Origin of the sequence: Akkermansia sp. UNK.MGS-1, assembly GCF_000980515.1 — a bacterium.
Lineage (GTDB): Bacteria > Verrucomicrobiota > Verrucomicrobiia > Verrucomicrobiales > Akkermansiaceae > Akkermansia > Akkermansia muciniphila.
Map to the genome: position 1 here is coordinate 151,988 of NZ_LBCB01000011.1, position 24,724 is coordinate 176,711.

The following is a 24,724-nucleotide window of genomic DNA, read 5'->3' on the forward strand; positions in this document are numbered from 1 at the left end:
GCAATTCTGCTGGCATGGGCAAGGCGCTGTATTATACTTGCGTCATGATGAACAGAACATTGGTGAAACATGTCCTGGACAGTGAGGTGGAAATGCCGGACGTACTGATTCAGGGATGGGTGCGTACGCGCCGTGATTCCAAGACTTTTTCCTTTCTGGAGGTGAATGACGGTTCCTCCGTCGCCTCCCTGCAGGTAGTGGCGGATGAGGGTATTCCCGGCTATGAACGGATTGGAGAAATGGCTACGGGGTCTGCCGTGAGCATCCGTGGCGCTCTGGTTGCCGGGCAGGGAAGGCAGCGATGGGAATTGCGCGCCGCTTCCCTGGAGCTGGTGGGGGCTGTTCCGGATTCCTATCCCTTGCAGAAAAAGGGGCATACGCCGGAGTTTCTGCGTTCCATCGCCCATTTGCGCCCCCGCACCAACCTGTTTGGTGCCGTGTTCCGCATGCGCAGCAGACTGGCCTTCGCCATCCACCGCTTTTTCCAGGAAAGGGATTTTTCCTGGGTCAGCACTCCCATTATTACCGCCAGTGACTGCGAAGGGGCCGGAGAAATGTTCCGCGTGACGACTTTGGATGTGGGAGACGCTGCTTCCCGTGACGCCTCCCGGGATTTCTTCGGCAAGGCGGCCTACCTCACGGTAAGCGGCCAGCTGGAAGGGGAAGCGTTCGCGTGCGCCCTGAGCAACATTTATACTTTTGGCCCCACGTTCCGGGCGGAGAACTCCAATACTACGCGCCATGCGGCGGAATTCTGGATGGTGGAGCCTGAAATGGCGTTCTGCGACCTGTATGGAGACATGGACATGGCGGAAGAGTTTGTCCGTTTTCTCGTCGGCGATGCCTTGGCAAACAGCGCGGAAGAAGTGGAATTCCTGACCCGTTTTGTAGACAAGGGGCTGTGGGAACGCCTGGAACATGTGAAGGAAACGCCGTTTGTGCGCTGTTCCTATACGGAAGCCGTGGATATTCTGCTCAAGAGCGGCAAAACATTTGATTACCCCGTTTCCTGGGGCATCAATCTGCAGAGCGAACACGAACGCTTCCTGACGGAGGAACATTTTAAATGCCCCGTTATCGTGTACAATTACCCGAAGGAGATTAAACCCTTCTACATGCGCCTAAACGAAGACGGGAAGACCGTCACCGCCATGGATGTGCTGGTGCCCGGCATCGGCGAGATCGTGGGAGGCAGCCAGCGTGAGGAACGGCTGGACATTCTGGAGGAAAACATGCGCCGCATGGGCATGAATGCGGAGGCGTACCGCTGGTATGCGGATCTGCGCCGCTACGGCACGGTGCCGCACGCCGGATTCGGAGCCGGGTTTGAGCGTCTGTTGATGTTCGTGACCGGAGTGACCAACATCCGCGACGTGCTGCCTTTTGCCCGTACTCCGCGGAATTGCGAGTTCTGACCTGCCGCGGGAAACGGTTTTTCCCGTCTGGAAGGATGTCGTATGGTTCCGCAGGATAAATGTTGCGGTATAAGGGGAGAGACGTGCGCAAACCGGGCCGGCGGCAAAAGAAAACCCCGGCTTTCCTTTAGGAATAAGCCGGGGTGAAGTCAGTCGTGCGGAAGAGGTTATTGTCTCTTTCTTCTCAGCAGCAGTCCGCCCAGTCCCAGGAGGCCCAGCGTGGCCGTTGCGGGTTCCGGAACGGTTTCGTAGTTAATCAACACCTTGGTGACGCCGTTTTCCGTGACCTGTGCCACGCTCGTTTGAATTTTGGGGTCGCTGGTGGAAATATCCAGGCCGAACAGATCCAGATAGAGATTTCCTCCCAGTTGAGCGGATTTGATGGAAGCCAGTTCAATAGTTCCGCTTCCGGAAAGGCTGCTCGTATCCAGTATGCCGGCGAAGACGACTGTTTTTCCGTTGGTCCAGAAGCCGGAGATATCCGTAGCGGTCAGGGTGCCGTGTTCTTCCGCCGTAAACGTGCCGAAATTCAATGTGAAGTTACGTCCCAGCCCAAGGGCATTGCTGGATTCAAATATCAATTGGGAATTGCCTTCCAGCGTGAAAGAATCGACGTTGAGGTCTCCTACAGTCGTTGTGCAAAGCAGGGTGCTTCCAGATTCTATGATGACTTGTCTGGTGGCTCCGAAATAGGATTGGGAGGTGGACCAGGTGACCGTTCCGGCATTTTTTCCGATGATGGCATTATCGCTATTGCTTTGCGGATAATAGCCGTTCGGCGTGCCATTTACCGTCCAGTTGTTGGCGTCTCCGTAAATTCCGTTTCCTGCCGCTCCGCTCCAGATGTAGGTGGCAGCCTGGGAAAGACTCGTGGAAAGGCAGCATAAGATGCAGAATGTAGATAATTTCATGTGTATCAGGTACTTCAAAAAAGCACAGGTAACGGATTCCCAATCCGATATCTTTTTATTCAACAACAAATATTTAATAATAAAAATGTTATGATTAAATTCATTCTCATATTCTTCTTTTCATTTGAGTAGTAATAAAAATATTTCTGCCCGATAGGTTCCCTTTTCAGATATTTACATTGACAACGGATTGGGAATCCGGTATGAACATGATGTCTTATATGTAAACGGGGAAGAGCAATATTCCTTTCGTTTTTTTCACTTCCTTTTCTGCACTTTTTTTCATGAATTCTTCGCGACTCCCTTCCATCAGCATTATCCTGACCGGGCATAATCAGGAGCATTGCATCCGGGATGCCATCCGGAGCGTATTTGGGCAGGATTATGAAGGGCCGGTTGAAATCATCCTTTCGGATGACGGATCTTCCGACGGAACCTTCGCCGTCATGCAGGAAATGGCGGCTCAATACAGGGGGCCGTACCGGGTAATCTTGAACCGGAATGAAACGCCGCTGGGGCGCGGGCCTCATATCCGGCAGGCGGTTGGTCTGGCTTCCCATGAATGGTTTCTCCGTCAGGATGGGGACGATTGTTCCTTCCCCTGGAGATGCAGGTTTTTTGCCTGGGCAGTGATGGAGTATCCGGATGCTGTGGCTGTAGTCAGCCAGATGATTAACGTCTATGAGGAACCGGGAGTTGCGTTTGAATTCCCGGCATTTCCCTCCGTTCCACGGGAAATGCCGGCTGTCGTGCTCCAACAAGGGGCTTTTTCTTCTTCAGCTCATTATGGATCTGCTATGATCATCAGAAAAAGTGCATACGAGTGGGGAAATGCTTTTCCGATAACGGCTAATTTTGAGGATGATCTAATGGCATTTCACGCATGGTTGCAGGGTAATATTTATGAATTGCCGGATACGGCTCTGTGTTATTACCGTTTTGCAGCACAAAATATCTCCGCTGTCAGTAGCGCATTCCGGTTTGCCGACATGCAGACGGCAGAGGCTTTTGAAAGGAAGGACTTAGTAATGTTGGAGCAGTTGAAAGAAAGCGTAGAAGCGGGGATGAAACTGTGCGGTGAGTTGCTGGAGAGCTTTGTTCTGGTCTTTCGTTCGCGGAAAGAATTGCTTGCTGAAATAGAGGAGAGGAGAAAAAAGATAAGCTATATTGATCAGTTGCAGAATTGGTGGAATTATTCCTTTTCTCAAAGATGGTCCTTAAAAGGACCAGGAAAAAGGGGTATAGCCCGTTGTTTGCCGCAAAAGCTGTATTTATTTTGCATGGTCTTCTTTTTCAAGCTTAGGAAAGTGAAACGGGCCGTTTGCGGCGCCCGGCAGGATTTGGAATAAGGGTAAGGAAACGCTTGAAGAAGGAGGGGAACTTTTGCTCGGACGGGTTCTCTCCGGTCCGGCGTTGTTTTTGATGGAGAGGGGGGCGGAAGATGGCTTCTCCGGCTCGAAAGAAGCTGGATTGATACGTGGCGGTTTTTCTCCGGAAAAAGAAAAAGCGCCTTTCCAGAAAAGATGGAAAGGCGCGGTGACAGGTTCAAGGGGGAGATCCCGAATTAGTACACGTCCCGCTGGTAACGGCGGTGCTGTTTCATGTCCGCCACATATGCCGCGGCTTCCTCCGGAGTTTTATGGCCCCAGGTCTGGATGACTTCATGAAGGGCGTTGTCCACGTCCTTCGCCATGCGGGAGGCGTCCCCGCAGACGTAGAAGCAGGCGCCGGCTTCCAGCCATTTCCAGAGCTCTTCGCCTTCCTGGACCATGAGGTGCTGCACATACACCTTCTTTTCCTGGTCGCGGGACCAGGCCACGGACAACTTCAGTTTGCCGGTGCCGGTCAACTGGTTCAGCTCGTCTTCATAACAGAAGTCGGTGGCCCTGTACGGATTGCCGAAGAACAGCCAGTTGCCGCCCTTGGCGCCGGAGGCGATGCGTTCCTCCCAGAATGCCCGGAAGGGAGCGATGCCGGTGCCGGGGCCTACCATGATGATGGGAGTGTCCCCGTCTTCCGGCAGACGGAAATTCTTGTTGGTATGTACGAATACCCTGGCCGTATGGCCTGGCTGGAGGCGGTCCGCCATGTAGGTGGAACAGACGCCGCCGCGCTTGCGGTCACGGGCCGTGTAGCGCACCGCGCCCACGCACAGATGAACCTGTTCGGGATGGGCGTTCGGGCTGGAGGCGATGGAATAAAGGCGCGGCATGATCTTTTTCAGAATGCCGGTGAAAGCTTCCGCGGATTCGAAGGAAGCGGGATATTCCGTGGCCAGATCCAGCATGTCCCGGCCCCACAGGAAATCGTTGAGGGCGTCTTTATCCCCGGCCAGAAGCGCGTCCAGCTCCTGGCTGCCGGAGGCGGCGGCCCATTTGGTCAGCAGGGCTTTGTTGACATTGGTAATGTCATAGCAGCGAACCAGAGCGTCCTTCAGGCTTGCGGTTTCCCCTTCCGGCGTGGGAACCTGGGAATCCGGGCTGAGGCCGAGCTTGTCAATCAGAGCGTCCGCCAGGGCCGGATCATTGGCGGGAATGACGGCCAGGGCATCCCCGGCAATGTAATTCATCCCGGAACCGTCCAGGCTGTATTCAATGTGGATGGTTTCCTTGGGACTGCCTTCCCCGGTGATGTGCTTGACGGAGAGGACGGGAGCGGGAAACGGATTTTTTTTGCCGTATGGTTCAGTGGTCATGATGATGGGGGAGTATGAAAAAGAATATTACCAGCGGATAACGGCGGCGGACCAGGTAAGCCCGGCGCCGAACGTGACCAGGACGACATTGTCTCCCTTGCCGAATCTGCCGGAACGGCGCGCTTCGTCAAAGGCGATGGCGACGGCGGCCGCGGACGTGTTGCCGTACTTCTCAATGTTCACGAATACCTTATCTTCAGGAATGGAGAGGCGCTGCGCTACGGCGTTAATGATGCGGAGGTTGGCCTGGTGGGGAATAATCAGCTGAATATCGTCCGCCGTGAGGCCGGCGCGTTCAATGACGCTGGCGGCGGAAGCCTTCATGCGCGTGACGGCATGGCGGAAAGTCTCATTGCCGCGCATGGCCAGGGTGGCCAGGCGTTCATGGGCGTTTTCCGCAGTGGTGGGGCAGCGGGAGCCGCCGCCCGGAATCTGGAGCAGGTCATGCAGGGAGCCGTCCGAACCGATATCCGTGGCAAGGACGGAGCCTTCCCCCTCTTCCCCTGTGGAGGCCTGGAGCACGGCTGCTCCGGCGCCGTCCCCGAACAGGACGCAGGTGCTGCGGTCCTCCCAGTTGACGACGGTGGAAAGTTTTTCCGCGGCGATGATGAGCGCCGTCTTCATCTGGCCGGTGCCGATGTACTGGACGGCGGTCTTCATGGCGAACAGGAAGCCGGAGCAGGCGGCGGAAATGTCAAAGGCGGCGGCATTCTTGGCGCCCAAGGCATCTTGGATATAGCAGGAAGTGGAAGGGGTGAACGTATCCGGCGTGATGGTGGCGACGATAATCAGGTCAATATCCTCCGGCTTCAGCCCGCAGGATTCCATAGCGCGCTGGGCGGCCTTCGTCCCCATATGGGAAGTGTACTCGTCAGGGGCGGCGATGCGGCGTTCCACAATGCCCGTGCGTTCAATAATCCATTCGTGGGAAGTGTCCACCATCTTTTCCAGATCCGCATTGGTCAGGCGGCGTTCCGGAACATAGGAACCCGTACCGATAATCTTGACGGGCAGTCTTTTAAAGGGAGTATCAGAATGTGCGGCCATAGCTTTGGGCGTATGATGAACAGAAAACGTCCTGACGTTTTATGTGGAAACAGTCTAAAAGAAAGCGGGCCTGATGACCAGCACAAAACGCAGGACTCCTTCCATGCCGTAAATGAATGGCCTACAACAGCCACCCCTGGCCGTTGGCGGGCGGCGCGGCTCCCATCTTGAGATAGGCGGAAGGCATCGCCACGCGCCCCCTGGGGGTGCGGCTGATATACCCCTGCATAATCAGGAAAGGCTCGTGCACGTCCTCCAGCGTGGAAGCGTCCTCCCCTACGGCCACCGCCAGGGAGGAAAGGCCCACCGGGCCGCCGTTGAATTTGTAAATCATCGCTTCCAGCAGGCGCTTGTCCATCTCGTCCAGGCCATCGTCGTCAATCTCAATCATGGTCAGGGCGTCGTGCGCCAACTGCTCCGTAATCACGCCGTCGCCGCGCACCTGGGCGTAATCCCGCACCCAGCGCAGCAGGGAATTGGCCACGCGGGGCGTGCCGCGGGAGCGCAGCGCGATCTGCAGGGCGCCCTCCGGGTCCACGGGCACGTTCAGCAGCCCCGCGGACCGTTCGATAATGGCGCACAGCTCCTCCCGCGTATAATAATCCAGTCGGTTCACCAGGCCGAAGCGGGAACGCAGCGGGCTGGTCAGCATCCCGGCGCGGGTGGTGGCCCCCACCAGGGTGAACTTGGGCAGGTTGAGCTGGATGGAGCGGGCGTTCGGCCCCTGGTCGATGATAATATCCAGCCGGAAATCCTCCATGGCCGGGTACAGATACTCCTCAATGGCCGGGTGCAGGCGGTGGATCTCGTCAATAAACAGAATATCCCCCTTTTCCAGATTGGTCAGCACGCCGGCCAGGTCTCCCGCCTTTTCAATCTGGGGGCCGGAAGTCGTATGAATGCGGCAGCCGACGGCATTCGCGATAATATTGGCAAGCGTCGTCTTCCCCAGGCCCGGGGGACCGCTCAACAGGATGTGATCCAGCACGTCGTCGCGCTGTCTGGCGGCTTCCACCATCAGCATCAGGCGGTCCTTAATCTTCTCCTGCCCGCAGAACTCGCTGAAAGCGGGTGGTCTGAGGGACAAATCAAAAGCGGAGGAGGGGGCCTCCGTGGTGCGTGTGTAAAAGGACTCTCCCATGCGCAGGACTAGCAAACCTGTCTTTGGGGCATCCGTCAAGGGGGAAGTGCGGTCGGGAAACGCCTTTTCCGGGACATTCCGGAAGCCTTTGGCCTTTTTTGAGGACGGGAGGAATGCGGAGCCGCGGAAATGATGATACTCGGTGAAACGGCATGTTCTGCCTTCTCTTCTTACAGTGTGGATTCCCATTTCTGCCGCGTTTTCCCGGAACTCCCGGAACCCTGGGCTTCCGGAATCTTTCAGTCTTCTCTTCCCGTCTCGCTCCTGAAACTTCTCAAACGGCTGCCGGTCAATCCTGGAGCCCGGACGGAAGCAAGTTTATCAATAGAGGTTCTTACCTGAACCTTGCCCGATTGCCCGGAAGCCGTAAAGGTGGAGAAAGAGAAAAATTCTTATTTGCTCTGCGGGAAAAACAGGGCAGGGAGGGAGGAAATCTGCCATGCCCTCATGGATGATTTTTGTGAACCACGGAAACCTGTCCTTTCAAAACTTTTCAAAATACGCTTCGTTTCTGCTTATTCCTATTGAAAACTTCCTCGTGCTGCCGAGGCGCTTTTCATCCTTTTCGAGCAACTGCCGGAAACGTGAAAAAACTCGGGGAAGACGGGAAAATTTCTTCCGGATGAAAAAAAGATTGCCAAACCTCTCTTCTGCCATTATTCTGCTCCTGCTTTCCTATCTAGCACAATCTCCAACGGGCAGGTGTCAGAGTGGTCGAATGAGCACGCCTGGAAAGTGTGTGTACCGCAAACCGGTACCGAGGGTTCGAATCCCTCCCTGTCCGCCATCAATTTTCCACCGCAATATATTCGTAATGGATATATTGCGGTTTTTGTTTGCAGGAGTATGGGGAAAATATTGGGAAAACGAGTAATCCTTTTATTGCTGTCTCCATCAGAAATCCTACAGGAGGTATTGACAATGAGAAACCCTAAAGCATAATCTATTTGGGTGGCATTCCAAGAACATTACTCAGAGACACAGGATAATCTACAGGGTTTCGGTGATACGCAGGAAATTATTTCTCTGAAAACGCATTATGATATTTCAGGATATTCCTGTCCGCCATCAATATTCTACTGTAATATATTCATCATGAGTATATCGAGACTTGTGTTTGCTTGAACATAGGAAGAAATGGGGAAAATAGCATAACTATATGCTTGCTTTATAAAATTGATAATTGATAATGAGCTATGGGATTCCTTCAAAATGAATATTTTCATGATCCGATAAGACACTTAAAAGCCCTAACTCAAATTCTGTCTCAAGATAAAAACCCAATTGGTTTTTTCATATCGGCTGGCTGTCCTTTATCGATAAAATGTGGAGAAATTGAAAATAAGATTCCACTTATTCCCGATATGAAGGGATTGCAAGAATATGTTCAGCAAAATTTAACATCAAATGACGACTCTAATCCAAGTGTTTATGATAGATTTATTGAGGTTTTTAAAAAAATAAATCCAATTAATGAAGGAGATTCTCCAAATTTGGAGAAAATACTTAGTTTTATTAGATCTCTCATAAGTGTATCGAAAGGGAACCTAATAAATAATTTTAAGGAAGAAGAATTAATAACACTTGAAAAGGAAATATGTAAGCATATCGTAGAAAAAATAAAAGTAAATTTACCGACAAAAAATACTCCGTATCATAAGTTAGCGAATTGGATTAGTTCTATTGATAGAGAACAACCCATAGAAATATTTACAACAAATTATGATTTATTGATGGAGCAAGCCTTAGAAGACACAAATATACCTTATTTTGATGGTTTTGTAGGATCAAGGGAAGCTTTTTTTGATTTGAGGTCTTTGGAAGATAATCTTATTCCTAGGCATTGGACAAGGCTGTGGAAAATGCATGGATCAATAAATTGGTTTAAAAAAGAAAATGGAAAGATTTTTAGATCTGATAAATATGACAACTCTGAATCCTCTTACCTCATCTATCCCTCTCATTTAAAATATGATCAAAGTAGAAAGATGCCTTTTTTAGCTCTATCTGATCAATTGAATTGCTTCTTAAAAAAAACATCTTCTGCATTAATCGTTTGCGGATATTCATTCAATGATGAACATATAAATGATACAATTACCAACGCACTCATTTCAAACCCATCTGCTCTAGTAATTACTCTCCTATACGGGAATATAGAATATTATCCTAAAAGCATTGAAATAGCAAATAGGAGACATAATTTAATTATATGGGCTGAAAATGAAGCCATAATAGGAACACACAGGGGTAAATGGAGAAAAGCGAATGATATAAATTATGAATTTGAAGAATTTATTGAAGAGGAAAATGAAAAAATATATTTCAAAATGGGTGATTTTATTACATTTTCCAATTATTTAAGATCCTTAATAGGCAGATCTTCAGAAGAAATATAAAATGACTAAAGTTGCTACTTATATAGGTGAAGTTCAAAATGTTGAAGGAGCGACAGTTAGCGCAATTCTGTCAATGGACTGTGCCTCGGGATTAACATATGTTAATGGAGAAGTATATAAAATAGGACAAGTTGGAAGTTTTGTAAGAATTCCTATAGGTTATAATGACTTATTTGGAATAGTATCAAAAGTGGGAGCTAATGCAGCTCCGGATAATCAAATAGAAAGCCAACCTCATGGAAACCGTTGGATGACTATTCAATTAATTGGTGAAAGCTATCATAAAACTGGTTTTGATCGCGGCATTTCTCAATATCCAACGATAGGCGATGAGGTTCACTTAGTCTCTGAGAAAGACTTAAAATGCATCTATGGCAGATTGGAAAAACCCCATTTCGTAAAAGTAGGTCATATTGCTGGAGCTGAATCTATCCCTGCACTACTCGACATAAATAAGTTAATTATCAGGCATTCTGCTGTGGTTGGAACGACGGGAGCAGGAAAATCCACAACTGTAGCAGGACTCCTTAATGCTCTATCTAATGATATTAGATATCCATCTGCTAGAATAATTGTACTTGATATTCATGGAGAATACGCAAATGCCTTAGGGGATAGGGCAAATATATTCAAAATAAATTCAAATTGCATAAAGACAAATGAAAAAGAATTAAATTTACCGTTTTGGGCATTAAATGCAGACGAATTAATAGAAATTTGTTTTGGAGTAGTAGATGAAAAATCAAAAACATTGATTCTAGAAAGTATATTGAGAGAGAAAAAAAATGTTTTCAAGCTATATCGAAAGAGTGTAATTTCAGAAGAATTAATTAATGCAGATACACCCATTCCTTTTAGTATAAAAAAAATATGGTATAACTTATATCAGGAAACATTGGGTACCTATTATAGTAGAAATCAAGGGGCTCCGATAGATAATTTGGCATATGAACTGGATGATAATGGCAAGGAAATGAAAGGAGACCCTCAAATAGGTATTCCTCCCACATTTAAGAGAATTAAAAATAATGCAAATGATCCAGAAAAAATCTATTACATGCCTAATGGCGCTAACTTAAGTAGTCAATTAATTTCTCTCGGAGCAAAATTTAGAATTCCTCAATATAATTTTTTATTTTCTCCTGGAGATTGGGAACCTAGTCTTGATGGAAATACAAAATTAGATTTAGATGAGTTATTTAAAGGTTGGATTGGTAATGAAAGACCAGTGACAATATTCGATTTATCAGGAATTCCTACTACTATCCTTAATACAATAATTGGAGTATTATTGCGAATTTTATATGATGCCTTGTTTTGGACTCGAGATTTATCGCAAGGAGGCAGGCATAGACCCCTTCTTATAATTATGGAAGAGGCACATAATTACCTAAGTAGTAATACAAAGAATTCTGCATCCCATATCGTTCAAAGAATAGTTAAAGAAGGTCGAAAATATGGAATAGGAGTAATGATAGTAAGTCAACGACCTTCCGAAATCAGTGAAACAGTATTATCTCAATGTGGCACTTTTATTTCTCTCAGACTATCAAATAGAGCAGACAGAGGACATATCTGCTCCGCTGTAAGTGATAATTTGGAGAGTCTTACAAGCATGCTCCCTATTCTGAAAACTGGTGAGGCAATTATTTTAGGAGAAAGTGTAAAACTTCCTATGAGGGTATTTATAGAGCCTCCTCCTAGAAATCATTGGCCAGATAGTCAAGATCCTGTTATATATGATGAAGTAGAAAGCGCAGATGGTTTGTCAAAACCTCAGGGATGGGGAGCTTCTAAGGAACAAGCATCTGACTTCAAAGATTTTTTAGCAGTATGGAGATCGCAAAACCCACACCTAAGAACTCAACACGATAATAAAAATGGATAGACAATCAGTTACATCATCGAATATTTCTTCTATAGGCTATGATGCCTCTAGTCAAACGCTAGAAGTTGAATTTAAACATGGAGGCATATATCAATACTATGATGTTCCTCAACATGAATACGAAGGATTAATGAATGCCCCTTCTCATGGTAAGTATTTTGTTTCTCAGATAAAAGGAAGGTATAGATATTCAAGAATATAATGGCATCGGTAGAAATTAATCAACAACTAAAAAGGGTAGAGATTGAAGATTTTGAAATACAAAATGAAATAGTTTTCAAATATTTTGATACGCTTCCATATACAGAAAGAAGCGAAAAATTTTTGAAAGCACTGTATATAGGTGTATTAGCGCTAATGGAAGATCGTTTATCCGCCTTCCTTTCAAAAACATCTAATGAATTGGGCACAGAATTAGAGAGCCTTAAGATGATTTTTGAAATGAAAAAAGAAATTTTCTATAAATCTAGTATAAAGGGTGTCTTAGCAGAGGAAGAAATAGCTGATTTTTTGAGTAATTATTTTCAAGAGAAACAGTTGGATGATAGGGTTCTCTTCACTGGAAATACAATAGGAAATATTTCTAAAAATAAAACAGGGGATTTTGTTTGTGAAATCAATGGCAATGATAACTTGAAAATTATTATTGAGTGTAAATTTGACAAAAGCACTCGCTTAGGAGATATTACTTCCAAAGATATTTTTACTCGAAAAACAGATGCCGCATGGAGTCAACTAATTGAATCAGAAGCAAATAGAGATGGTAAGGTGAGTATTATCGTCTTTGATCGATCGTTAGTAGATAATTCAATACTTAAATTTTCAGAAAACGTTGGTTACATCTCAAATATTGGATTTACTGTTATTGTAGATTCTCAAAAGGGGGATTATTCAAATTTAGCCATTGCATATATGCTGGCTCGTGATATTGTATTAAATGCAAGACAAATCGACTTGGATAAAAATTTGCTAGCGATTCTTGTAAGCAGAATTATCAAAGATATCAATGAAATTCTATCTATAAAATCACTTGTATATAAAAATATAGAAAACAATAAAACCATTTTGAAACAATTAGAAAAATCTATATTATTGATGGAATTTAATCAGGAATATATGAAAAAATTTCTACAACAAGGCACTTTAAATAAAAAAGATTTACTTGATTTTTATATGGGAGAAAATGTTAAAAATAGATTTCAATTGCTAGAGAAAGAAATAACTGATATCACTGATTAGAAGCTACCTCTTCAATTGATCTCTCCCACTCTTCCTCTTTCCTTCTACAATCCATCTCCTTCTGTTCCTTTCTCCATTCATAATCGTGCAATCCTCCATGCATTCTCCAAACTCATGAGGATCATTTGGACTAGAATCGGGGCTCCAAAATTTGCTCCAATTAGGATTCTCTGCTTCTGAATCACTGTCCATAGCTGACTGTTCTTCTTCTCGACCCATCTAGGACTCTCTCAGCAATCTCTAAGTTTTTCCTCTATATTCTGAGAAATTCCCTCAGGAATTATTTTAGGATTAATTATTTGGAATGATTTTAATTAAAAACACCTTCGTACAAAGTTAATTGACTTTGGAAATCTTGGAATTTTGTCTACATCATTATGAATTTGGGAATTCTATCATTTATTATATTCACACATTGAGTGAGATTTTTTCTTATAATTTATTAATTTTCTTATGATTGTGAATTTGAAAAATTTCCCTGGGAGTAATACTAGGTATACATTTGAAAACTCTCTCTTTTATCTTTAGTATACATCGTATGAGGTCATATTTTCATAACTTGCTCATTACGATATATTTGTAAATTTTAAACATGTTTTATATTCCTTCATTACACCATTGTACAGGATCATTTGAAGAATACATGTCTTGGAAAATGCAGATGGCAGTATATGGAGGATCATCTATACGCAGGTTATTTTATTCTGAATATCCCCAGAATTGATTATTCGAATTTGTAACCACTTCCCCTTACCAATTACATTCCTTCCTGAATAATTTCCGTAGGAATCAATTTAGAATTAATTATCCTGTATTCCTTTGATTCCAAGTGATGAGGATAGTTTAAGTGAATACAGGGAAATGGTTAATTAAAAACGGCTTCGTACAAAATCTTCATTGAGGGATGGTGCTGTGTTTCCGCTCAATTGTACGTTGTTTTCCTTGTCCGTGGAGGGTAATTTATTCTGAATGTCTCTAGGATCATTTGTAAGGATTCCAGAGGAATGATGGGTATTAACCTACGTAAATCTGAAAAATTACCGTAAAAAATAATTTTGCCTTACAAAGGGCTAAATGGACTTTCCTCTTTTCCCAATTGATACATTTCCTAATGAAGAAAAATTTTTCATTTTTTGAGAAAAACATTTCCGAAGCATTTGGGAAAGTACCCCCTTCAGGTGGAAGTCTCTCTGTATATGTTGATGAAGAATGGGGATAGGCAGTTATTGGGGGAGTGTATTTGATTAGATGGGGGTGCCTTGCCATTTGCTGTACCCTGTATGGAAGGGGATTCCGTATTGGTGTAAAATGAAAAAGGATGGAACCATTGCTGATCCCATCCTTGGGTAACTGTTATTTGTCTAATTAGAAGCTGTACCTTGCCGAAAGTGAGGCGGATTGATTCACCTGGCTGCTTCTGGCTTCCAGAGTGTAGAATGCTCCCAGGCTCCAGTTTTGGTTGATGATCCAGTTGGCGCCTGCGTTCAACATGAAAGCGCTTCTGCCCGGATTGCTTCCTTCCGATTTAACTTCAACTCCATAAATGGAGGATTTTACGGAAGGATTCGTCCGGGAGACATCTCCCACATAGGAGACAGTCAGCTCGGGAATAAGATATTGGTTTCCTCCCAAGGCTACTTGTGTTTTGGCGGTAACACCTGCGGGTACGCTCCACACTTGCATGTTGCCGTCCCTGTACTGGCGGTTGCCGCCGGTATACGTTTCCGTGAAGCTTTCCTGCGCTCCATGAACATAATCGATTCCAACAAACGGAGTCAGCGTTGTCTTCTCGGTGACCTTGATATTCCAATCGGCTTTGAGTCCGAAAGTAAATACGTCGTCGTTCCATTTGGACTGGCCTAGAAGATTATTGGAGCCTCCTACGAGCGTGTAACCTCTGTTTTCAACGGAACCGTAAGCGAAATAACCGCTCCATTCCAGATTCTGCCTGTCACACAGGGGGGCAAGGTAATTGGCATACAGGCCGCCCATGATGCTGTTCTGCTTGGATCCTGCCTGGTATTCATCCGTCTTGAAAACGCCGAACGTCTGCCCCAAAGTGATGCCTGCACGGAATTTTTCCGTCCACGCGTGATCAATACCGATAGCATAACCTCCTCCGTTGTATTGGAATCCTCCTGCGTGCGAGGTTGAGTTCATATTGATAAAATCACCAAGACCGCTTACCCATGCATTGGTATCTCCTGGTTGAACAGTTTTGAGCTGGGATGCAGCTGTTTGTCCGAAGCTCTTGACGACGTTCGTACTGGACCAAAGCATGTTGGCGATATTGGAACCGTCTTTTCCGCTCAACAGGGCGGCAACGGATTCGTCAACTTGTCCAGTGAAACTTAATGTCCCGGTAGTAGAATCCCAGAAAAGATGGCCTTCCTTAAGGAGATGGTGTTCATCATTCAGGGAAAGGGCAAAATTACCGCTGACCGACCCCGTCCCATTGGCTTTGATGAGGTTAAGAGTAAACGCTTCCGTCCCTGCGGCCAGGATTCCAAGGCCTACTTCCACTTCGGTATTCACCGTTCCATTAACCACAAGGGAATTGGTCACGGAAAGATTGGAATAGGTTCCGGAACCGTGATTGGACGACGTAGCGGCTGTGATTCCGTCCAGATAGAAACCGAGCCTCGAACCGTTATTCAAAGTCAGATTGTTATGCTTTTGGAATCCCGGGCTGTTACCGACATAGAGTAGTGCATTTGATTGGAGGATGGTTGAACCAAAGGTGCCGCTGCCATTGACAGAGCCGTTTTCCGATACCGTTACGATCCCTTTTACCACCCCGTTATTGCTCAAGATGGATGATCCATTAACGAGTACGTCTCCATTGATGGTATTCCTGTTGTCCAGGGATGCACCGGAATTAATGGCAACGTCATTGTTGATTGTTCCCCTGTTGTTGACGGAAGCAGTAACTGCATCCTCGGAACCATTGGGAGTTCCAACAGTAAGCACGGAATCAGTTGTTCCAAGAACAGTGTTTTGACCGATTTCCAGAAGACCGCTCTGAACATTGATCCGATTGGATTCGTATTCGTCCCCCGTCAAAACAATGGCGGCATCGGTAATACTTCCTCCTGCCTGACCAACTTGAATGTCTGCGCCTGCATTTCCATCGGTTCCCACCATGTTGAAACCGAGTGTATCCGATCCCGACATCGTAAATGTTTGTGAACTACTGGTGACCAATGTTCCTCCCGTTCCTTGGACATAGGAATTGCTGAGTCCGCTTGTAACTTCCGTCGCATCAACATTGCCGCCGTTCGCCAAGGAAACGACAACATCCTTGGAAAGGGTATCGGGGGCCTTGCCGTCGGTAATAATGGTTCCCGGTTGTTCAGGTTCCCCGGGATCGTACCCATTGTCAACCAGCGTCAGGGCATAACGTCCATCTGTTTGAGCAATGGAAACGAACTTCTTGTCAGCAATGTCCCGGGAAACTGTGGTGGTTCCACCATAACTTTCAGTAATCTTCAAAAGACTAGTTTCACCAGTAATATCTTTACAGTAAAATACAATCGTCCCCGTCTCCGGACTAAGGAGACTGTCTTCTGGACCAATACAGTGGAAATCAATTGTTGTATTCCCTGTAATAGATAAAGTTCCAGTTACAGTTATATTAGAATATTTATTACGACCATAGTCCAATAGAGCAACCTCTCCTCCGTCCGAAAGAATGAGATTCCCTTGTAGAATTCCACTCCCTTCAAATGAAGTGTAATTCCAGATCTTAAGTCCATGAGTAGTTGATACAGTATATTGATCTTTGATAATAGTTCCTCGACAAAATTCCAAATTAACAAAGTCGTTATCTTTAATCGTCGCGTTTCTCAAATCAATGATAGATAATGGGCCATCAACAGTAGAATCAACAAAGAATGAGCAGGAGGACTCCTTGCTGCTTGTTTCGAGGGAACCATTGAATTTCACTTGCGCTCCTAATTGTGCATCTAACGATACATTTTTTAAAACGATGCCAGAACTGATGGTGTATTGGGCATTGCCAGTAGGAGGATTAGCTGAATCAGGCCAATCGGAAGATCCTCCACATATAATAAAGTTGTCATTTTTGAAATCCATAGTGCCTTGTCCTGTCAACGTATAGGAACCGTTATCCGTTGATCCCCAGCATGGGTCGTGAAATTTATCAAGATTAACAGACCAATTGCCATCAAGGCTCAGATTGACGTTATCAAATCCAGGAGATCTTGGATGTCCATAATCTCCGACATATTGCTCCCAGTCATGGGTATTCAGATTGATTGTTTCCGTGGCAATGACCGGTTGCGAAATGCAGGCAAGCACGGCCGCTAGAAGTATTGTAGGCAGATGTAGCTTCATAATCGATTTTGGTGAGTGGTTGCAGATCACATGGGAAGAATCAGTTGTTCTTCTGATTCTCCAATAAAGCTATTTTTCCCAATATATCGTTTAATTCCTTTTCCTCGGCAGGGGACAGCTCAGAATATTTGATTCTAAGGTTTTCAGCCTTTACGCTTAATTCTCTTAGAAGTTTTTCTCTTTCATCTTCCTGTGTTAGATTATTGTTGTTTTCCATGGTTGTATCGGTTTCGTTGTTCTGTCTTTTGTCGGAAATCTCCATAAGGCCATATATGGAATTCTCAGGTGGAGAGAGTAATATATCTCCTAAAGAGATTTTTGTAAACACTTAATATCTCAAAAAGATAATTTACTTGAGATTGTTCTTGTGGCATACTCCTCTCATGAAGACGCATGGAACAGGCGTTCGGTCTGCGAAGGAGTTTGAAAAATGGATGATGGACAATGGATTGAGTTATTCAAGCATTGCGTTTGCCTGTGGAGTTTCGGAGCGTACGGTACGTCAATGGATATCTCAAAAAGGTATTCCCGAGAGATTTTCCCATTGCCTCAAGAGCATGGTTGAGTCCTCCAGAAAGACAGTTTCCTTCATTGAAGGAAACAGGGAAGACGGTCTCAAGTTCGAACTATCTCTGGAGGATCATGCAAAATTGTCCCGCAAAGCCCTGGAATCCGGTTGTTCCCTTGAGGAACTCGTTGCCCGTCATCTCCATTCCATCCTCTAATAGATACTTCATGTCTCCAACAGAGATGCTTGTTGCCTTGTCTTTTCCGGGAATTGTGATAAAATCCCTTCCATGAAACAAGAGGGGGATCAATCCATATTCAAGATGGGAGTTAAACGATGGCTCAAAGAGCAAAATCTTGATTACAAATGGATGGCTGACCAATGCGGAGTTTCTGAAATTACTGTTCGCAATTGGATGTCCCAGAAGATAATTCCCCCATTGAAGCAACAGCTGATTGAACGGGTGATGGTTCAGATGCCAGCCGCGCAACCGACATCATCTCCCAATTCCATTCCCGATATTCAGGTAGACGTTTCCTTGTCTCTGTCGGTTAAACTTTCCCCTGAACTTTACAAGCAGCTTGAAGCCAAGGCGTCCCAGCAGGGGATATCCTTGGGAGACATGGTGGCTCGGTCCATTTCCTCTCTTATCAACGAACAACCGGAGTTCCCCCATTCCTCGAAAACGCGTAAAGTCGTTCTTCCTCTCCAGTCTTGAATATTTTCATCAAGCGGTATTAGATTGTGGGGAAAACAATTGACTGTCATGGAGCTTTGTTGTGTATAAAGCCCATGTTTCGCGACATGGTGGATTCATGATCGGAGCTGCATACCAACAAGGAATATTTGTCTAGGTAATATCCTCTGAAGGGCAAATTCTCTTCACTCAAAAAGGAAAACTGCTGAGATGTTCTTCTGAAGTCGTTTCCTTTCTCAAGGGAAACGCCCTCTTTATTTGTGACCATCAGGGAAGCACGCTATCCACCCATCGCTATACGGATGACGAGCCAGACAAAGCCGGTTCATCGAAAAGCATCCTCTTTTGTTTCCTGTTTGGATGTTTGATCAAAAGGAGACTTATACCAATTATATCAATTCCTGGGTAGGCTATCAAATGGGGAATACATTTAATCTAGGGGCACCATGCCTTTGGCCGTACCCTGTATGGCTGGGAATAGGGGGGATGGATGTAGAAATGAAAAAGGGAGGAATCAGCAATGATTCCTCCCTTGGTGAGGGAGTTTAACCTCTTAATAATCTTCCATCATCAAAAATACTTTCAAAAGAATTAAACTTGGGTTCCTGTTTTTCTTACCCGTTTGCAGCATATTTGATGATTAAAGGGAATTGTCGGGATTGCCGAATCTCTTTACTCGCTTAATTCGGTGATGTCGGTTTCAGGTTTCGGGTAGCCTTTGTCGGCAATCCATTTTTTCGTTTCCGCCGCCATTTCGGGGGTGACGTTAAAGTCGTACTGGGCATAGTCGCCGATGTGGAATTTTCCGGGCTTGAAGAATCCCCATTTCTCAAAGAAGTCCGTCAGGTCGGTTTTTGTGACGTCACAGCATGCCTTGACGAATTCGAACTGGTATTTGACGGTCTCGTTTCCTCCGTAGTTTCCCGCGTTGTTGCGCAGGTACTCCATGACGTCAGGATAGAAGTCGGGGTGTCCGTTTTTGGTAAAGTAAAGATGGAGCTGCCACAGGGGAACCAGCTTGTTGAAAACATCCTTGGATTGCAGGTAGGCGATTTCCCCTTCGATGATTTCCTTGCGCGCCTTGTCGTAGCTGCCCTGGCGCTTCAGGCGGCTTTCATTGCCTGTTTTGGCTGCGGCCTGCAGGGAAAAGATGTTGTTGCTGACTTCCGTCATGCCGCCCCAGGTCATCGGGCGCATTTGCATGACGTGTCCTACTTCGTGGGAGAATCCCCAGCAGGCGTCGCCCTTGAGAACGTTTTCAGGGTCGGTGACCATGCGCATTGTCCCGTCGTTTCCGAGGTAGGCGACTCCGTCTCCGTCGCGGAACATGTAGTAGTTGAAGTTCACGCGGGCCAGGACGCGGTTTTTCGGGATTTTGCCGTATTTATCCAGGCCCATCAGCTGGTATTGGATGCCGATGAGTTTGTCATAGGCGTTGATGAGTTCGGTTCCGCGATCTTTGGTGAATTTTTTCAGGAATTCTACGGGGTAGGCAACCTGGATGTATTTTCCCCGGGCATCCATGATCGGAGAGACGGCCTGGTCAAGCAGGCGAACCCAGTCCTTGTTGGTGTCGCCCCGGGTGGTGTCAAAGTAGCCGTTGGCTTTGCCGGTCACGAAGTGGACGGGGATTTTCGGTGCCTTGCCGGCGTCTTCGGTGAAGTAGCTGATATAGGCGTTGGCGGGCGTTTCCACGTCAATGATGTTGATTCCTTCCTTGAGCGGAATCTGCTTTTTGTGCAATCCCCAGCCGTTGGGGTCTTTTGTGGGCTGCACTCCTTCGGCCGGCTTGCGCATCAGGTTCGGCAGCAGGAGGCTGATTTCCTGCCCCTCCGTCTTGCCGACCAGGACGACATGCCGCCCTTTTTCCAGATAGACGCCCGTCATGTTGTCGTACTTGCTGAATCCGTCGCCGATTCTGAGATTTTTCCCCGTCTGGCGCGGTGAGGGGAGGGCCCGGTATTCGGCATACAGGTAGTCCGGCTTGTAATGGCCCGCCAGGATTTTGGCCGCGAGTTCCTTCATCGCGTCAGACTGGAAGGCGGAGGTGTCTTTGACATCCGGCTTCAGGGAGGTGCAGGAGGAGTCTTTGAACAGTTTGAGGTCGTTGCCGATGTGTTCCGGCGTGTTGGCGGCAAATGCCGCTGCGAGCGACAGCAGGGGCAGGGATAGTAATGGAAGGATTCGGTTCATGACAGTACGGGAAGCAGGTGGTTCCGTGATGTTACAAGATACAGGTTCCGTTTTCTTCTTCTTTCACCATTTTTCTCTTGATGAATAAATAGGCAGGCAGTTTGTCCGGAAAAAGGACGGGCGGGTGATGTGTGGAATGGCGTTGGCATTGAGGCAGGGATTTTTTCCAGCCGATTCACGTTTCCGGATATTTCCCGGTTCCGGCGGGCGCTTTTCCGGATTGCCGTATCCGGATGAGGACGTTCTCTGCTGCCGTGCTTGAGCTTTGGGCCGAAGCCTTCCGGCGTTTCCCGGCGGCGGTATCGCGTTTCTGCCGCGTGTTTCTCTTTATGTCCCTTTTTCTCTGGTCTTGGCGCACATGCATGACATGGTTGTTGTACGGAAGGGAAAAATGGAATAAGGTGGAGAGGATGATGAATTCCGTATTCAAGTGTTTGATGAGTGCCGTATGCGCCGTGGCATTGCCGGCGTTCGGGCAGGAAGAGAAAACCGGTTTCCCTACGGACAGGGCTGTGACCGTATTCAGCGCCGGGGAGGGTAATCCCTATGCGTCCATCCGCATTCCCGCCCTGCTCAGTATCGGCAAGGGCCAGCTCCTGGCATTCGCCGAAGGGCGGTATAAAAATACCGACCAGGGGGAGAACGATATTATCATGAGCGTCAGCAAGAATGGCGGGAAGACCTGGTCCCGTCCCCGGGCGATTGCCAAGGCCCATGGCGCCACATTTAATAATCCGTGCCCTGTTTATGACGCCAAAACCAGGACCGTGACTGTCGTGTTCCAGCGTTACCCTGCCGGGGTCAAGGAGCGGCAGCCCAATATCCCGGACGGATGGGATGATGAAAAGTGCATCCGCAATTTCATGATTCAGAGCAGGAACGGAGGTTCTTCCTGGACGAAGCCGCAGGAGATTACGAAGACGACCAAGCGTCCTTCCGGAGTGGATATTATGGCGTCCGGCCCGAATGCGGGAACTCAGCTGAAGAGCGGCGCCCACAAGGGCCGTCTGGTGATTCCGATGAATGAAGGGCCGTTCGGCAAGTGGGTGATTTCCTGCATTTACAGCGATGACGGCGGCAAGAGCTGGAAGCTGAGTCAGCCGACTGCCAATATGAAGGGCATGGTGAATGAGACGTCCATTGCGGAAACGGATAACGGCGGCGTGGTGATGGTTGCGCGCCATTGGGGCGCTGGCAAATGCCGCCGCATCGCGTGGTCCCGGGATGGCGGGGAGACCTGGGGACAGGTGGAGGACGCTCCTGAGCTGTTTTGCGACAGTACCCAGAATTCCCTGATGACGTATTCCCTGAGCGACCAGCCCGCCTACGGCGGCAAAAGCCGCATTCTGTTTTCCGGGCCCAGCGCGGGACGGCGCATTAAGGGACAGGTGGCTATGAGCTATGACAACGGCAAAACCTGGCCGGTGAAGAAACTGCTGGGCGAGGGAGGTTTTGCCTATTCCAGCCTCGCCATGGTGGAACCCGGCGTCGTCGGGGTGCTTTATGAGGAGAACCAGGAGCATATTAAAAAGCTGAAGTTTGTTCCTATTACCATTGAATGGCTGACGGACGGGAAGGATGCGGGGCTTGCTCCCGGTAAAAAAGCTCCTGTTCTCAAATAGAGGAAAGCCGGCCAATACGTTTTCCCCTCCCGGAGGTGTTTCCGGGGGGGGATTGAATGCTTTCTTCTGTAGCGGAGCGTTATGGAAGAAGGAAGGTCAGGTCTTGTTGCTTGATGGACTCAAGGGCAGGAGGGCGTACTGATGGAGTGACCGGGGTATAACTCCGGGAGGATGAGTCTGTTGGAAATACGGCGATGTGCCAGTAAGGCTTCAATCATCCGGATAAGCCTGCGCGTTGTTTTTTCTGCAGGGGCGCGGTAGGAAGTAATGGGGGGAGTGACATGGTTCAGGTAAGGTTCGTGAACCAGGCTGAGCAGACTTATTTCCCCCGGGATGTTTTTAGCCATGGCGGCCGCCCAGGAGATGATGGATATCAGCATTCTGCTTCGGGTGGAAATTAAGGCGGTGATACCCGTATTCTCCAGATAAATCCGGTTGAGTTCTTGGGTTGCCCTGATGGCATCCGACGGCATGCGGATGACACAGGGGGTCCAATGTTCCCCCTGGAAGGAGAGGAACCCCTGTTCCATGAGTTTATTGCCTCTCAGCTTGGAATCCGGGATGCAGAGCGCGATCCGACGGTGCCCTTTCTGGTACAGGTAGCCTGCCGCGTGGCTGGCCAGCACTTCCCAATGCGTATCCAGATACGGCAGATTGGAGGAAGGGTAGGAAACTCCCCGGACCAGGCAGGGGAGGCCTTTCCGCTTAAACCACAGCTGTATTTCTTCCGTGGCGCGGTAGAGTATCCAGCAGCAGCCTGGATATTCTGTTTCCAGTTTTTCCAGCCGCGTGCCAGGATTTTTTTTTCTTCCCACGCAGCTTCAACCAGTTGAAGAGCAATACCTTCTTCTCTCAGCGCCTTTTCCAGTTGATAGAGTTCCACCCAAATGCTTTGGGGGATGTCCCGGATAGGAACGGAGGAGAGGAAGCAAACGCGTTTTTCCAGCAGGGGCAGAGACTGCACAGGGCTTGTAGAAGTCCTGATGATTTTTCTGGCCCTGTTTTTATCCGGAGCCGCCAGGAAGCCTTCTTCCTGCAGCTGCGCGAGGGCTTTCCGGATGGTTCCCCTGCCGGCGGCGAGCGCTTTGCTTAGTTCCCGTTCCCCGGGCATGACGTTTGTAAATTGCCCGGACCGGAGGCGGTGCTTTAATTTGGCAACGGTTCTTGACTGGGCCGTTTCCCCGGGGCATGTATTATTCATGGGGGGAATCATACTTTCTGCTCGTGTTTGGTGGCAAGCGGTTCTGCCGGTTGTGTTTTTCCCGTTCCGTATTTTCCGGGGCGGGGAGGTAATTATTTCCGGGAACGTTTCAGAAGGCGATTAACGGAGTCCGGATCATTGGGGTCAAAAACGGTTTCTCCCGCTCCTGTGTCATTTTTGATTTTGGGGTACTTGTTCCCCGCGTATTGCCTGACCATGCTGTCCGTGTCGCTGATTTTGAATCTGACGGAGAGGATGTATGGCAATTCCCCTTTGTCAAAGTGTCCGTAGGTAGTGCATACCAGGGTATGGTCCGGCAATAGTTCGGCAGCCGGGTAGGCGCAGTCCCATCCGTTGCGGTTGTCCTTAAAACGGATTTTATATGAGCCTTCCGTGCCATTTTTCAGGTCTTCCCACCGGCCTATCCATCCCACCCAGTCCCCTTCCGTCGGGCTGGCGGCCTGCCCTTTCTTCCTGGTCGGGGGAGCATCCCTGAATTGAACCAGCAGTCTTCCGTCAGGCAGGGGAAGAATCTGGTGGCGGTCTCCGCACAGGGCTGCCGGCAGTTCTTTGGGGGGAGTCCATGTTTTGCCTTCATCTCCGGAAAACATGATCTGGGAGTTATGGTGCCTGCTGTTTTCCCGTAACAGCAGCGCGATTGTTTTTCCGTCCGGGCTGCGGACAAAACCTCCCTCACACAGGTGCATGTCCCTTGTCCCCGGGAAAATGACTCGGGGGGAGGTCCAGGTCAGTCCTCCGTCTTCCGTAAAGGTGACATATTGTTCAATGGTGTGAAACTCTCCATGTTCGTCTTTGCCCCGGGCATTGGCATGGTAGGAGGCCATATAATGCCCTTTTCCCGTTTTTAGAGGAATCAGGTCGCTCATGACAACAATGCCTCCGGCCTGGTTGGGAATGGGGGTCAGTTCGGACCATGTTGTCCCGTTGTCTTCACTGACCGCCATCCGGTTTCTGGGGGCTGTGTTTCTGTTTCCTCCCTGAATGCCGCTGAAAAGCAGAATGCGGCGCTTTCCCCGGGAATCTTCCGTTTCATATAGTGTGGGTACTTCCCTGCTGGTTTTCCATGATTCTGGAACCGGCAGCCTTTCGCTCCATGTTTTGCCTCCGTCCGTGGATTTTTTCAGGATGATTTCCCCGGAGCCGTGCCCTTTAGGATAAACGCACAGAATGGTTTTTCCGTCTTTCAGCAATAGCGTCGTTGGATGTCCCAGGTATTTTCCTTTTTCCTTGTCAATGACTACCTGGGCTTCTGTCCATTGATCCAGATCAACGATCGGGAGGCCGCTCCGGATGAACGCTGTGGAAGGGGAATGGTCCGGTACGGTGGCCTGCGCCGGAAGGTATGACGCCAGGAGCAACGCTGCCAGGGATGATAGGTGCAGATTCATGGG

The 24,724-nt window shown here is 47.9% G+C and carries 19 protein-coding genes, 1 tRNA gene and 1 pseudogene; 11 read left to right on the forward strand and 10 right to left on the reverse strand.

Annotated elements, in window-relative coordinates:
- Positions 1–47 precede the first annotated feature (47 nt).
- On the forward strand, positions 48–1,415 hold the full coding sequence (gene asnS, locus WW58_RS07370) for an asparagine--tRNA ligase (protein ID WP_046436674.1): 1,368 nt from the start codon (positions 48–50) through the stop codon (positions 1,413–1,415).
- Positions 1,416–1,582: 167 nt separating this feature from the next.
- Here asnS and WW58_RS07375 read toward each other — a convergent pair whose 3' ends face one another.
- Positions 1,583–2,326, reverse strand: coding sequence for a PEP-CTERM sorting domain-containing protein (locus WW58_RS07375; protein ID WP_046436562.1), 744 nt, complete (start codon positions 2,324–2,326; stop codon positions 1,583–1,585).
- Between the two features lie 284 nt (positions 2,327–2,610).
- On the opposite strand from WW58_RS07375, the gene WW58_RS07380 reads away from it, so the two are divergent.
- On the forward strand, positions 2,611–3,675 hold the full coding sequence (locus WW58_RS07380) for a glycosyltransferase (RefSeq protein WP_046436564.1): 1,065 nt from the start codon (positions 2,611–2,613) through the stop codon (positions 3,673–3,675).
- A 215-nt stretch (positions 3,676–3,890) separates the two neighbouring features.
- On the opposite strand, the gene WW58_RS07385 is transcribed toward WW58_RS07380, so the two are convergent.
- From WW58_RS07385 to ruvB, 3 genes are all read right to left on the reverse strand, one after another.
- Complete coding sequence (locus tag WW58_RS07385; protein WP_215833641.1) at positions 3,891–5,021, reverse strand: sulfite reductase subunit alpha; 1,131 nt, start codon at positions 5,019–5,021, stop codon at positions 3,891–3,893.
- Between the two features lie 27 nt (positions 5,022–5,048).
- Positions 5,049–6,068: a beta-ketoacyl-ACP synthase III gene (locus WW58_RS07390; protein ID WP_046436566.1), complete on the reverse strand. Its 1,020-nt coding sequence runs from the start codon at positions 6,066–6,068 to the stop codon at positions 5,049–5,051.
- A gap of 121 nt (positions 6,069–6,189) precedes the next feature.
- Entirely contained in the window at positions 6,190–7,209 is a 1,020-nt protein-coding gene (ruvB, locus tag WW58_RS07395; protein ID WP_012419681.1) for a Holliday junction branch migration DNA helicase RuvB, read from the reverse strand.
- A gap of 696 nt (positions 7,210–7,905) precedes the next feature.
- On the opposite strand from ruvB, the gene WW58_RS07400 reads away from it, so the two are divergent.
- From WW58_RS07400 to WW58_RS07410, 5 genes are all read left to right on the forward strand, one after another.
- Positions 7,906–7,996: transfer RNA gene (locus WW58_RS07400), tRNA-Ser, on the forward strand.
- Between the two features lie 409 nt (positions 7,997–8,405).
- Complete coding sequence (locus WW58_RS07405; protein ID WP_046436568.1) at positions 8,406–9,608, forward strand: SIR2 family protein; 1,203 nt, start codon at positions 8,406–8,408, stop codon at positions 9,606–9,608.
- 1 nt (position 9,609) lies between these two features.
- Positions 9,610–11,496, forward strand: coding sequence for an ATP-binding protein (locus WW58_RS13280; protein ID WP_180975534.1), 1,887 nt, complete (start codon positions 9,610–9,612; stop codon positions 11,494–11,496).
- Entirely contained in the window at positions 11,489–11,698 is a 210-nt protein-coding gene (locus tag WW58_RS13775) for a KTSC domain-containing protein (RefSeq protein WP_180975535.1), read from the forward strand. The genes WW58_RS13280 and WW58_RS13775 overlap by 8 nt, the downstream gene beginning before the upstream one ends.
- Complete coding sequence (locus WW58_RS07410; RefSeq protein ID WP_046436570.1) at positions 11,698–12,735, forward strand: hypothetical protein; 1,038 nt, start codon at positions 11,698–11,700, stop codon at positions 12,733–12,735. The genes WW58_RS13775 and WW58_RS07410 overlap by 1 nt, the downstream gene beginning before the upstream one ends.
- A 1,365-nt stretch (positions 12,736–14,100) precedes the next feature.
- On the opposite strand, the gene WW58_RS07415 is transcribed toward WW58_RS07410, so the two are convergent.
- Entirely contained in the window at positions 14,101–17,091 is a 2,991-nt protein-coding gene (locus tag WW58_RS07415) for an autotransporter family protein (protein ID WP_215833640.1), read from the reverse strand.
- A 40-nt stretch (positions 17,092–17,131) separates the two neighbouring features.
- Positions 17,132–17,353, reverse strand: coding sequence for a hypothetical protein (locus tag WW58_RS07425; protein WP_046436576.1), 222 nt, complete (start codon positions 17,351–17,353; stop codon positions 17,132–17,134).
- A 295-nt stretch (positions 17,354–17,648) separates the two neighbouring features.
- On the opposite strand from WW58_RS07425, the gene WW58_RS13285 reads away from it, so the two are divergent.
- Together WW58_RS13285 and WW58_RS07430 are read left to right on the forward strand one after the other, a co-directional pair.
- Positions 17,649–17,816, forward strand: coding sequence for a hypothetical protein (locus tag WW58_RS13285; protein ID WP_164917391.1), 168 nt, complete (start codon positions 17,649–17,651; stop codon positions 17,814–17,816).
- 72 nt (positions 17,817–17,888) lie between these two features.
- A complete protein-coding gene (locus WW58_RS07430; protein WP_046436578.1) occupies positions 17,889–18,317 on the forward strand; it encodes a hypothetical protein in 429 nt (142 codons plus the stop codon).
- A 651-nt stretch (positions 18,318–18,968) separates the two neighbouring features.
- Here the strand turns inward: WW58_RS07430 and WW58_RS07435 are convergent.
- Positions 18,969–20,489, reverse strand: coding sequence for a M60 family metallopeptidase (locus tag WW58_RS07435; protein ID WP_046436580.1), 1,521 nt, complete (start codon positions 20,487–20,489; stop codon positions 18,969–18,971).
- Between the two features lie 362 nt (positions 20,490–20,851).
- Here WW58_RS07435 and WW58_RS07445 point away from each other — a divergent pair, with 362 nt between their 5' ends.
- Positions 20,852–22,111, forward strand: a complete 1,260-nt coding sequence (locus WW58_RS07445; RefSeq protein ID WP_217730197.1) for a sialidase family protein — start codon at positions 20,852–20,854, stop codon at positions 22,109–22,111.
- 119 nt (positions 22,112–22,230) lie between these two features.
- Here WW58_RS07445 and WW58_RS07450 read toward each other — a convergent pair whose 3' ends face one another.
- On the reverse strand, positions 22,231–22,926 hold the full coding sequence (locus WW58_RS07450; protein ID WP_046436586.1) for a substrate-binding domain-containing protein: 696 nt from the start codon (positions 22,924–22,926) through the stop codon (positions 22,231–22,233).
- 14 nt (positions 22,927–22,940) lie between these two features.
- On the opposite strand from WW58_RS07450, the gene WW58_RS13290 reads away from it, so the two are divergent.
- A complete protein-coding gene (locus WW58_RS13290) occupies positions 22,941–23,204 on the forward strand; it encodes a hypothetical protein (RefSeq protein ID WP_237970154.1) in 264 nt (87 codons plus the stop codon).
- On the opposite strand, the pseudogene WW58_RS13820 reads toward WW58_RS13290, so the two are convergent.
- Positions 23,184–23,324, reverse strand: a pseudogene (locus WW58_RS13820) (hypothetical protein); the annotation flags it as partial. The gene WW58_RS13290 and the pseudogene WW58_RS13820 overlap by 21 nt on opposite strands.
- Positions 23,325–23,404: 80 nt before the next feature.
- Complete coding sequence (locus WW58_RS07460; protein ID WP_046436590.1) at positions 23,405–24,721, reverse strand: sialidase family protein; 1,317 nt, start codon at positions 24,719–24,721, stop codon at positions 23,405–23,407.
- Positions 24,722–24,724: the final 3 nt, after the last annotated feature.

Bases quoted from the DNA above. Each gene is read 5' to 3' on its own strand.
- WW58_RS07410 (WP_046436570.1), top strand. From the start codon at position 11,698: ATGGCATCGGTAGAAATTAATCAACAACTAAAAAGGGTAGAGATTGAA.
- WW58_RS07415 (WP_215833640.1), bottom strand. From the start codon at position 17,091: ATGAAGCTACATCTGCCTACAATACTTCTAGCGGCCGTGCTTGCCTGC.
- WW58_RS07385 (WP_215833641.1), bottom strand. From the start codon at position 5,021: ATGACCACTGAACCATACGGCAAAAAAAATCCGTTTCCCGCTCCCGTC.
- WW58_RS07430 (WP_046436578.1), top strand. From the start codon at position 17,889: ATGAAACAAGAGGGGGATCAATCCATATTCAAGATGGGAGTTAAACGA.
- WW58_RS07460 (WP_046436590.1), bottom strand. From the start codon at position 24,721: ATGAATCTGCACCTATCATCCCTGGCAGCGTTGCTCCTGGCGTCATAC.
- WW58_RS13775 (WP_180975535.1), top strand. From the start codon at position 11,489: ATGGATAGACAATCAGTTACATCATCGAATATTTCTTCTATAGGCTAT.
- WW58_RS07375 (WP_046436562.1), bottom strand. From the start codon at position 2,326: ATGAAATTATCTACATTCTGCATCTTATGCTGCCTTTCCACGAGTCTT.
- WW58_RS07390 (WP_046436566.1), bottom strand. From the start codon at position 6,068: ATGGCCGCACATTCTGATACTCCCTTTAAAAGACTGCCCGTCAAGATT.
- WW58_RS07380 (WP_046436564.1), top strand. From the start codon at position 2,611: ATGAATTCTTCGCGACTCCCTTCCATCAGCATTATCCTGACCGGGCAT.
- asnS (WP_046436674.1), top strand. From the start codon at position 48: ATGAACAGAACATTGGTGAAACATGTCCTGGACAGTGAGGTGGAAATG.
- WW58_RS07435 (WP_046436580.1), bottom strand. From the start codon at position 20,489: ATGAACCGAATCCTTCCATTACTATCCCTGCCCCTGCTGTCGCTCGCA.
- WW58_RS07445 (WP_217730197.1), top strand. From the start codon at position 20,852: ATGACATGGTTGTTGTACGGAAGGGAAAAATGGAATAAGGTGGAGAGG.
- WW58_RS13285 (WP_164917391.1), top strand. From the start codon at position 17,649: ATGGTTGAGTCCTCCAGAAAGACAGTTTCCTTCATTGAAGGAAACAGG.
- WW58_RS07405 (WP_046436568.1), top strand. From the start codon at position 8,406: ATGGGATTCCTTCAAAATGAATATTTTCATGATCCGATAAGACACTTA.
- ruvB (WP_012419681.1), bottom strand. From the start codon at position 7,209: ATGGGAGAGTCCTTTTACACACGCACCACGGAGGCCCCCTCCTCCGCT.
- WW58_RS07425 (WP_046436576.1), bottom strand. From the start codon at position 17,353: ATGGAGATTTCCGACAAAAGACAGAACAACGAAACCGATACAACCATG.
- WW58_RS13280 (WP_180975534.1), top strand. From the start codon at position 9,610: ATGACTAAAGTTGCTACTTATATAGGTGAAGTTCAAAATGTTGAAGGA.